At 53.6% G+C, this 8,514-nt stretch carries 11 protein-coding genes; all 11 read left to right on the forward strand.

The window, feature by feature from the left end:
- Window positions 1-25: 25 nt before the first annotated feature.
- Window positions 26-1,495 carry a phage tail sheath C-terminal domain-containing protein gene (locus OGX91_RS21765; protein ID WP_286627294.1) on the forward strand — a complete coding sequence of 490 codons (1,470 nt, stop codon included), beginning with the start codon at window positions 26-28 and terminating at the stop codon, window positions 1,493-1,495.
- Window positions 1,492-1,998 carry a phage major tail tube protein gene (locus OGX91_RS21770; protein ID WP_182269982.1) on the forward strand — a complete coding sequence of 169 codons (507 nt, stop codon included), beginning with the start codon at window positions 1,492-1,494 and terminating at the stop codon, window positions 1,996-1,998. The genes OGX91_RS21765 and OGX91_RS21770 overlap by 4 nt, the downstream gene beginning before the upstream one ends.
- A gap of 58 nt (window positions 1,999-2,056) precedes the next feature.
- Complete coding sequence (locus OGX91_RS21775) at window positions 2,057-2,356, forward strand: phage tail assembly protein (protein ID WP_286627295.1); 300 nt, start codon at window positions 2,057-2,059, stop codon at window positions 2,354-2,356.
- Window positions 2,357-2,458: 102 nt separating this feature from the next.
- Window positions 2,459-4,159 (forward strand): hypothetical protein, encoded by a 1,701-nt coding sequence (locus OGX91_RS21780; RefSeq protein ID WP_286627296.1) that lies wholly within the window; start codon window positions 2,459-2,461, stop codon window positions 4,157-4,159.
- A gap of 5 nt (window positions 4,160-4,164) precedes the next feature.
- Complete coding sequence (locus tag OGX91_RS21785) at window positions 4,165-4,626, forward strand: phage tail protein (protein WP_502873384.1); 462 nt, start codon at window positions 4,165-4,167, stop codon at window positions 4,624-4,626.
- Window positions 4,601-4,816, forward strand: coding sequence for a tail protein X (locus OGX91_RS21790; RefSeq protein ID WP_040230745.1), 216 nt, complete (start codon window positions 4,601-4,603; stop codon window positions 4,814-4,816). Before OGX91_RS21785 ends, OGX91_RS21790 begins: the two co-directional genes overlap by 26 nt.
- Before the next feature lies 1 nt (window position 4,817).
- A complete protein-coding gene (locus OGX91_RS21795) occupies window positions 4,818-5,936 on the forward strand; it encodes a contractile injection system protein, VgrG/Pvc8 family (RefSeq protein ID WP_040230746.1) in 1,119 nt (372 codons plus the stop codon).
- A gap of 39 nt (window positions 5,937-5,975) precedes the next feature.
- Window positions 5,976-6,329 carry a GPW/gp25 family protein gene (locus OGX91_RS21800; protein WP_040230747.1) on the forward strand — a complete coding sequence of 118 codons (354 nt, stop codon included), beginning with the start codon at window positions 5,976-5,978 and terminating at the stop codon, window positions 6,327-6,329.
- A complete protein-coding gene (locus tag OGX91_RS21805; protein WP_040230749.1) occupies window positions 6,313-7,233 on the forward strand; it encodes a baseplate assembly protein in 921 nt (306 codons plus the stop codon). Before OGX91_RS21800 ends, OGX91_RS21805 begins: the two co-directional genes overlap by 17 nt.
- Window positions 7,223-7,786: a phage tail protein I gene (locus OGX91_RS21810; RefSeq protein WP_040230751.1), complete on the forward strand. Its 564-nt coding sequence runs from the start codon at window positions 7,223-7,225 to the stop codon at window positions 7,784-7,786. The genes OGX91_RS21805 and OGX91_RS21810 overlap by 11 nt, the downstream gene beginning before the upstream one ends.
- A partial coding sequence (locus OGX91_RS21815) for a phage tail protein (protein ID WP_286627298.1) occupies window positions 7,779-8,514 on the forward strand: 736 nt, incomplete at its 3' end. The genes OGX91_RS21810 and OGX91_RS21815, both read left to right, overlap by 8 nt.

Genomic DNA, 8,514 nt, shown 5'->3' on the forward strand with positions numbered 1-8,514 from the left:
GGTTTTTTATGCCTGGAGAAAAAACATGTCTCAGTTACATGGCGTTGAAACTATTGAACTCACCTCGGGTACGGTGGCGGTTACCACGATTCAGACCGCCATTATCGGCCTGGTGGGAACGGCACCTGATGCGTCGGGGGGAACAGCCGCATCGGGATCATCCGGTACACCCATTCTCGATAACGTTATCGACTTCACTGCAACCATTAAGGGGCGGGAAGGCAATGTCATCAATGTCGCTGCGCTGGCCGGACAGCCGGCAGCCGAAAATCCTGCTGCGGTTGTGACGTCAGCAAACTGGGATCCTGAATCGCTGACACTCAAAATCACGCTGGGTTGTGATGAGCACGGTGTTATCACGGCTAAACCCGGAGACGTTGCTGAGGCTGTCGGTGGCGTTAATGGCGCAAAAGTCAGTGCGGCCGGGCGCGGTGACGGGATAGTCCAGCCCTTCAGCCTGCAATTAGCTGGGGGGGAAGATGAACCCTTTCCACTCAATACGCCAGTGGCGGTCGTCGGCACCACGCTGTTATCCCGCCTGGGTGAAAAAGGTACGCTTAAACAGGCACTGACAGACATTAACGATCAACGTAATGCGCTGACGGTGGTGGTGCGTGTGGCTGATGAAAACGATGAGGCAAAACGACGCGCTGCGGTACTGAAGGGGATCGGCACCCTGTCATCCGCGAAATCTGTAACCACGTACCAGCCGCGTATTGTGATTGCACCGGGATTCAGTGAGGACGATGCGGTTGGTAAGGGGCTGGAAACCGTGGCCGGGAAATTGCGCGCCGTTGCATATGTCGACTGCGCCTCCGGTGCGACGCTGCAGGAAGTGGTACAGCGCCGCCAGTCCTATGGCGCACGAACTGAACTGTTGCGCCCGCGGGTCCAGGCGAGCGATGCAGATGGCCAACTGGTTTATCGTCCTTACTCTGCGTTTGCTGCCGGGTTACGCGCCCGCATCGATTTTGAAAAAGGCTGGTGGTGGAGCAAGTCGAACCAGGACATCAACAACATCCTCGGTGTTGAGCAGATCGATGAATTTATCCTCGGGGATGAGAACTGCGATGCAAACCTGCTCAACATGCAGAACGTGTCCACCATTATCCGCCGGGCGGGGTTTAAACACTGGGGGAACCGCCTGTGTGCAACCAATCCTCAGTGGCGTTTTGAATCTGTCCGCCGTACTGCTGATGTTATTGAGGACAGCATTCAGGAAACCATGCTGGAGTATGTTGACCGTCCACTGGACCGGGAAAATGCGGATGACATTATCGGCACCATCAATGCCTATATGCGGCAACTGGTCGGTCTTGGCGCCATATTCGGTGGGCGGGCCTGGCTGGATGAAGAACTGAACACAGCGGAAACCATGGCGTCGGGTGTCCTGTACATCAACTATGACTTTGGTCCGAAATCGCCGACTGAACTTATCAGCCTGCGCGTCCGGGTGAACAATAACTATGCGCTTGAGGAGATGCTTGCAGCATGAGCGATAAAAACACACTACGCGTCTGGACCTTCTTCCGGCAGGGGATCCGTATTCAGGGGGCGCATGAATTTACGCCGCCGTCTCTGGCTATTGTTAAAACGGATTTGCGTACCGGCGCACAGGACGCACCCACCCCGGTTGATGACGGCATGGAAGCACTGACCTGTCAGCTTAAATTTTATGGGATAGATACGGACATGCTGGCCAGTTTCGGTTTTGTCAGTGGCAGCCGTTCACGCTTTACGGCTTATCAGGGCTATCTCGGTAACGGCACTGCACGCGGTACGGTTGAGGAAATTGAGGGGTTTGTACAGACCGTCACGCCGGATGCGCGGGGTAAGGACACGCTTTCCGAAAATGCCGTGACGGTCGATATTGCTGTCAGCTACTACCGTCAGTCACTGGACGGGCGAGAACTGTTTGCCATTGATACAGAGCGTTTCGCCCGCCGGGTGAATGGCGTTGATGTGCTTTCAGGCCTGGCTGCCAAAGTGCGTCTCTGATTTTACTGTTATCCCACCACTGTAACGGCCTGCGGGCCGTTTTTTTATGGAGCACCCCATGAGTTTTCCTGGTGAAACCCGCGTTATAAAACTGTATTCCCCCGTATCACTTGATAACGGGGTCGTGATCGATGAAGTCACTATGCGTGAACCACTGGTTCGTGATCGCATCACTCATGCCAAAGACCGCGGCAACGAAGAAGAGAAAGAAGCCCGCATGATTGCGTTGCTGTGCAATCTCAGTGAACAGGATCTCTGGCTGATGACGGCAGCAGATTATTCTCAGCTCACGGATGCCTTTAACGTTTTTATGCTCCCGCCCGCGAAGCGACCGAAGGTGGGCTCCTCCGGGCAATAAGATTTCTGGGGCGGCGGCTGCATTTCCCGATGGCGGAATACCTTGATATGCCGTTCAGCACCTTCTCTGTTTTTTTGACCGACGAACTGGAGACGATAAACCGTGGGCGCAATAAGCCAGAACCTTAAGGCAGTCATTACCTTTGGCGGAAACCTGGATAATTCATGGAAACGATCTGCAGATGGTCTGCAAAAAAGCCTGAAAGATGTCGGAAAGCAGTCTGAGCGACTGACAAAAGACCAGACCAGACTGGCAGCAGAAATCAAACGCGCCAAACTGGCCGGTGAAAGCCTGGGGGATTTGAAGCGCCGCTATACCGATGTTTCCAGGGAAATCCGCAAAACGGAGGCAGAGCAACAGAAACTGAATGTGCAGATGCAAAAATCACAACGCATTCAGGCGTTCAAAGGTGCCGGTAAAGGCCTTTTCCGGCGAGGTATGGGGATCGCCGGGCAGGTGGGCGGGATGTTTGGATCCGGGCTGGCTATTGGCGGTGGTGGCGTGGTGGCTTCAGCACTTGGCACACTGATAGCGCCAGCCGCCACCAATGCTGAAACGGCAACCCGCACGAATGTGGCAAAAAGCTACGGCGTGGATGTGGCCACGTTTAATGCCTGGAACTCTCTGGCGAAGCAGTACGACATGAATGCAGAAAACATTGGCGATCTCTTTGAAGAGTATCTGCATAAATCCGGCGAGTACAAACAGAACGGTAAGCAGAGCTCGCTGCAGGATGCGTTTGAAACGCTCGGGTTCAAAGCGGGTGATTTTGCCGGACTCAGCGATATGGCGCAGTTTGACAAAATTGTTGAACGGGCACTCAGCCTTCAGGACGAGTCAAAAGCCTCCTTTGCACTGGATTCTCTTTTTGGCGGGGAAGCGAGCAAACTGCTGATGCTTATCAAGCAGTCTGGCCGGAGCTACCGCGACCTGATGGACGAACAGCGGCGCTACAACCTTGTGACCAAAGAGGGAGCAGATGGGGCTGTTGCGGGTAATCAGGCTATCAATAATCTCCGCACCGTTTTCTCTTCTGCGGTCGCAGAAATTTCCGGGCAACTGGGAAATGAACTGGCGCCTGATATCAGGCGCCTGACGGATGATCTTGCCGACTGGTTCAAAGGTGGTGGGGTCAGGCGCATTGTGACTTTCCTGCGAAATGACCTGTATCCCGGCGTTCTGTCTTTCGGGCAGGGGGTGGTTTTTGTCGGCAAAATTATTTATGCCCTGGCTAAAAAGCTGTCCTGGCTGTTGCCAGATGACAGTAGCGATCAAAAGGATGTGCTGAAGTCACTGGCTATGACTGGGTCGGTGGATATCGCAAGAATGACTGCGGGACGCAAAGGGCAGGGGGAATGGTTCGAGCAGCAACTGAAGGACAATCCAGACCTCGCTGACGATGTTAAAAAGTCTTACACCTCAACGCGGGGCTTCTTTAGTGATGATGAAGAGGCATTTAATAAATCGCTTGATAAATACCTGTCACCGGAAGGCGGCGACACGCTTTTAAACTGGAATGCAGCGTTGCAAAGGAACAACGGGCGCTCAGTGCAACCACCCTCTGATTCGTTAGGGGGAGGTGTCGGGTACTGGGATACCTTGCTTCAGCGTATGGACAATCTGGATAAACAGCGCCCATCCAGGCAGGTTACAGACAACCGAAAATTCGAATACCGATTCGAAATTAATGCCGCGCCGGGACAGGATGAGAAAGCCATTGCCGATGAAGTGACAACGGTGACGAAAAACAATTCTGCCTTTAATGGTGATAACAGCCTTCTGGACGGGGGACTTCTCTGGTGAGTGAAATTATCCCGATATTTGAAGATTCTGGTCAGCGCAGTACAGGCGCATTACGGGGTGGGCAGGAAGCCCGCGTCATGATGATGCTGGGGAATTTTGCCTTTTCGATTGATACAACGGCTTATCATCAACTCACCCGTGAGGCCAGCTGGCGCTGGAGTGAACAGGAACGCATCGGCAAACAGGACCTTCTTCAATATACCGGAAAGTCTGGACGTACTGTCAGGCTTGAAGGGCAGTCTCACGCCTTTTTCCGTAAAGGGGTGGGAGCAGTGAATGAGTTGTTTGATCTTGCCGATCAGGCTAAACCTCAGCAGCTCGTCAGCGGAGAAGGTGACGTGCTGGGGTGGTGGGTGGTGACCGACTTTTCAGACACGACGAATAAGTTTTTACCGGGTGGCGGTCACCGAAATAAAAACTGGACAATGACGCTAAAACACTATGCCGACGATCTATCAAACCCGTGACGGGGACGTACTGGATGCGATTTGCGCCGTGCATTACGGTACTGAAAACATTTCAGACTCAGTGACTCAGGTTCTTGAGGCCAATCAGGGGCTTGCGGAGCAGGGGGCTGTGTATCCTTCCGGCTTGTACATCACACTGCCTGATCTGGTGACACCCGTTGCGGAATCGCCATTCAGTTTATGGGATTAATATGGCAGATCAGACAGCAAGGCCGGAATATGCGCCGGCATTCAGCATACAGGCCGAAGGGAAAGATATAACCCGGGTGCTACAAGAGTGCCTGTGTGAACTGACCCTGACGGATTATGGTGGGGCAACAGCAAAAGCAGATGAACTGAAAATCAGTCTAATCTCTGAAACGCTGGCGCTTCCCACCAAAGGTGCCCGGCTTCGGGTCGCCCTGGGATTCAATGATCAACTGATCGATAAAGGCTGGTTTGTTGTCAGTGGCGTCTCGAGCGGTGGCCCGCCAAGGCGTATCGAGCTGTATGCGACCGCCGCGCCGATGAATGCCCAGAAACAACCCGGAGACGTGACAAGCCAGAAGACCCGGAGCTGGGATAACCTTCGCCTTGCCGATGTTGTCAAAACAGTGGCCACCGATAACGGGCTTATTCCCCGCGTGGCCGACGCACTAAAAGATATTCATATCAGCCACATCGATCAGGTGGCGGAATCTGATGCCAACCTGCTCGCAAGGCTTGCGCGTGACTACAATGCAGTGAGCAAACCTTCAGGCGGTTACTGGCTTTTTTTGCAGCAGGGAGCCACGGTAACGGCTTCAGGGAAACAGGCTGGCGGGATAACCATCACACCGGATGAAGTATCAAACTGGTCCTACAGTGAAGGTGAGCGGGGGAGTTCGACGGGGAAAGCCACGGGGAGCGGAGGAAAAGCCAAAGAGAAAATCGGTGTGCGCTATTACGACGAGGAGGATGGTACGACAAAGACCTCCACGGTTGAACATGATGGCCCGGCGATGATCAATCCCTATACCCAGTCGGAGAAAACCACCGCCGAGCAACAGGCAAACTCCAGGAAAACACAGGCAAAACGTAACGAGCAGAAAATGACGCTCACGGGGCCATGTCGCCCTAAACATGTTCTGCTGACAGCAGAGGCTGGTGTGACGACATCCGGTTTTGGCTCCCGTGAGGATCGGGCATGGGTGGTTGAGTCTCTGGTCTTTTCTCTGACATCAGCAGGATTCAGCTACACCTACAACCTTGTCGTGGACATTCGTAAACCCGCAGCGGCTTCGAAAAAATCAGAAAAGCAGGACAAAACAGGCCCGTCCTACTTCGGTTAACCCGCCCGCCATCCGGCGACTCAGCAACGGAATTTAATCATGAACGGTGTAAACAACCGGACCGGAAAACGCCTGTCCGGCGTCGCCCATTTGCGCCAGTCCGTCAGCGACATACTGACCACGCCCATCGGGAGCCGGGTTCTTGTCCGTGACTATGGTAGTGATCTGTTTTCTCTGGTGGATAACCCACGGGATGATTTGACCCGTCTACAAATAATCGCCGCGTCTGCGACCGCACTGGCCCGGTGGGAGACGCGGCTGAAGGTAACCCGTGTGCTTGTCTCCTTTCCTGAAGGGGAGACCGGCTGTGTACTGGATATCGAGGGGATCAACAAGGAAACCAATTTACCTGTCAGAACGGGAGACATAACGATTTATGGCAAGCAGCTATGACGTGATCAACCTGTCAGAACTGGACGTACCGGATGCTATTGTGGTGCCGGATGCGACTGAAATCTTCACCCGGTGGCTGGCGCGCCTGCGGGAACTTGATGAGCAGTTTGATGCGCTGGTGGAATCCGATCCGACGTTTAAACAAGGGGAGGTGAATGCCTATCAGCTGACGCTGGCTTTTCAGCGGGTTAATGATGCCGTGCGGGCGGTATTTCTCGCGAGTGCAAAAGAGGCTGACCTTGACCAGATAGGTGCCGCATTCAACGTTAAACGGCAGGTGATTAAGCCCGGCGATCCGCTTGCCGTTCCGCCCGTAGAGCCTGAACTGGAAGGCGATGCAGCATTTCGCGAACGTATCCAGCTTTCATGGGCGCAGCTGAATACAGCAGGGGCACGTAACGCTTACCGCTTTCATGCAAAGTCTGCCGATACGGATGTGCTGGATGCAGATGCTTATGGGCCGGAAACCCATAACCGGCCCGGTTACGTTGATGTCTATGTCCTGTCCCGTACCGGGGATGGGACGGCGGAGCAGCGCCTACTCGATAAGGTTAACAGCACGCTGAATGCGGATGAAATCCGCCCGTTAACGGACTATGTAACGGTAAAAAGTGCCACGATTGCAAACTATGCTGTTACGGCGGAACTGGAAATTCCGGAAGGACCGGACGCCAGTACGGTGCTGAATAATGCCATCGATGTTTTGCGGTCATACACCACGCTTTCCCATCGGATTAAAACCGTCGTCCCGCTGTCCGCCATTTATGCATCTCTGCAGCAATCCGGTGTGGTCAGGGTAAGACTGATTTCTCCGGTGGCAGATCTGGAAGCGGAAGCGGGTAAAGCACCGTGGTGTACCGCCATTAATGTCACCCGCAGGGAGGTAAGCAGCAATGACGGCTAAGTTTCGATCCCTGCTGCCTCCTGGCGCATTTCATGAAGAGCGGGCGCAGGAGCAGGCCAGCGCTGAGCAAATCGCCACGCTCGATACCAATATGGTACGCAAATCCAAAAACCCTGATACCTGCCCGGCACATCTTCTCCCCTGGCTGGCCTGGGAGCATGCTGTTGATTTCTGGGATGACAGCTGGACAGAGGCGCAAAAGCGGCAGGTGATAAAAGATGCCGCTTATGTTCATCAGCACAGGGGAACGGCCGGGGCGGTCCGCCGTTCTCTTGGGTCAGTGAACCTGCCCACGACCGTGGTTGAGTGGTGGGAAGACACCCCACGCGCTGCACCTTACACCTTCCGGATTGAAGTACAGAGCAGTGAAGGGGTCAGTGACGCTCTCTATCATCAGATCCGCCAGCTTACTGACCGTGCCAAGAACCTGCGCAGCTATCTGAGCAAAATTGATGTGATGGCGAATGTGGGTATGGACGGGTTTTTTTATATTTCGGGTGCGACAACAGCGCATATCGATGTGGACATTTTTGCCGGGGAATCTCATGGCTGATTACTACTCAATTATCACTAACCGGGGTAAAGAACTGGAGGCAGAGGCGCTTGCCAGTGGTCGTCTGATTGCACTGACTCAATTTGTGGTGGGTGACAGTAATGGCAAACAGGTCAAGCCCGATCCGGCGCAAGTCCGGTTGATTAATGAAACTTACCGGGGAGATATCGCTGATCTGGTTGTGTCACCGGAACAGTCCACGCAGTTAATGGCGAAAATCGTTCTGCCGACCGGGATTGGTGGATTTACCGTTCGTGAAGTTGGTTTAATGACGGATACCGGAGAACTTTACGCGGTGGCAAACTGCCCATCGATCGATAAACCTGTTGGTGGTGTCAGCGTAAATATGCAGTTTCGCCTGGCTGTATCAGATACCTCAAACATCACGCTGAATGTTTCCACAGGAGACGGGTTATTTCTGCGTATAGACCAGAACCTGAAAGAGATAAAAGCGCGTGGCGCGGAAGCACAAAAAACATCGCGGGAGTCAATTGGTGTCGTTGATGGTTCTACACAACAAAAGGGGCTGCTCCAGCTTAACAGTGCGGTGAACAGCACCAGTGAAACACAGTCGGCGACTCCGCTGGCTGTCAAAATCGCGATGGATAATGCGAATGCGCGACTGGCTAAAGACCGGAACGGTTCGGATATACCGAATGTCGCATTATTTCTACAAAACCTTGGTTTGGTAGAAACGATAAATCGTGCAGCTGCCGCAGTGCAAAAAT

It is taken from the genome of Citrobacter sp. Cpa228 (assembly GCF_030333085.1).
Classification (GTDB): domain Bacteria; phylum Pseudomonadota; class Gammaproteobacteria; order Enterobacterales; family Enterobacteriaceae; genus Citrobacter; species Citrobacter pasteurii.